At 44.0% G+C, this 1,311-nt stretch carries 2 tRNA genes and 2 rRNA genes; all 4 read right to left on the bottom strand.

Annotated elements, in window-relative coordinates:
• Window positions 1-455: ribosomal RNA gene (locus DN599_RS07420) — 23S ribosomal RNA — on the bottom strand; the annotation flags it as partial.
• Window positions 456-773: 318 nt separating this feature from the next.
• A tRNA-Ala gene (locus DN599_RS07415) sits at window positions 774-849 on the bottom strand.
• A gap of 133 nt (window positions 850-982) precedes the next feature.
• Window positions 983-1,059 (bottom strand) — tRNA-Ile (locus DN599_RS07410).
• Between the two features lie 175 nt (window positions 1,060-1,234).
• Window positions 1,235-1,311 (bottom strand): 16S ribosomal RNA (locus DN599_RS07405); the annotation flags it as partial.

The following is a 1,311-nucleotide window of genomic DNA, read 5'->3' as shown; positions in this document are numbered from 1 at the left end:
TCACGGTACTGGTTCACTATCGGTCAGTCAGGAGTATTTAGCCTTGGAGGATGGTCCCCCCATGTTCAGACAAGATGTCACGTGTCCCGTCCTACTCGTTTTCACGTAAAGTTAGTTTTCATGTACGGGGCTATCACCCTGTGCCGCTGTGCTTTCCAACACATTCCACTAACACCCTCTACGCTTAAGGGCTAATCCCCGTTCGCTCGCCGCTACTAGGGGAATCTCGGTTGATTTCTTTTCCTCCGGGTACTTAGATGTTTCAGTTCCCCGGGTTCGCCTCTGCACACTATGTATTCATGTACAGATACTAGCTTATGCTAGTGGGTTTCCCCATTCGGACATCGTTAGCTCAAATGCTTGTTACTAGCTCGCCAACGCTTTTCGCAAGTTACTACGTCCTTCATCGCCTCTGACTGCCAAGGCATCCACCGTATACGCTTAGTCACTTAACCATACAACCCAAATGAGTTTCACAAGGAAACCAACTCTTTCAAGCGGGTAAGCTTGAATGTTGTATCGCAACTAATGGTGTTTACTTTCGCCAAAAGAATACTCATGAATTATCATTACAATAATTCGGCACTTGATTTAAGTGTTTGAGAACTCAATTTTAATTTTCGCGTCAATGCTACAAATAANCACGTACAAGTACGCCATTATCCCTTTCACATTAACACTATCAGCTTTCCAAATTTTTAAAGAGCGGGCTTAAAAAAGCCAAAGATAAATTTTGCATTTATCTTTGGCATTTCTATCCATGTGCAAGTAAATGGTGGAGCTATGCGGGATCGAACCGCAGACCTCCTGCGTGCAAGGCAGGCGCTCTCCCAGCTGAGCTATAGCCCCATTTACATGCAGTCAAACAAACTATCGATTACCAATTACATTGGCGAAGCCAAATCGCATTCTAATCAAGGCAGTTTAATGCGACGTTTAGTTCACTAAACGAGTATTAAACTAACGCAGAGTAGAAAAGATTTGGTGGGTCAGAGTGGACTTGAACCACCGACCTCACCCTTATCAGGGGTGCGCTCTAACCAGCTGAGCTACAGACCCATTCTTTTTGATTATTTAATTCTGACTGAATCAAATTCCTCAAAAATTATCTTTCGATATTTTGCTCTTTCTTTCTATCAAGTAATCTGTGTGAACACTCAAAAGGTACACGGATGTACCGAATGTCGAAAATGCAGGAGCATTTTTCGACCAAGCATTAAGTTAGTCGTATAGGTAAGGAGGTGATCCAGCCCCAGGTTCCCCTAGGGCTACCTTGTTACGACTTCACCCCAGTCATGAACCACACCGTGG

Source organism: Shewanella algidipiscicola (assembly GCF_900380485.1).
Classification (GTDB): domain Bacteria; phylum Pseudomonadota; class Gammaproteobacteria; order Enterobacterales; family Shewanellaceae; genus Shewanella; species Shewanella algidipiscicola.
This window is presented reverse-complemented; position numbering and strand designations above follow the sequence as displayed.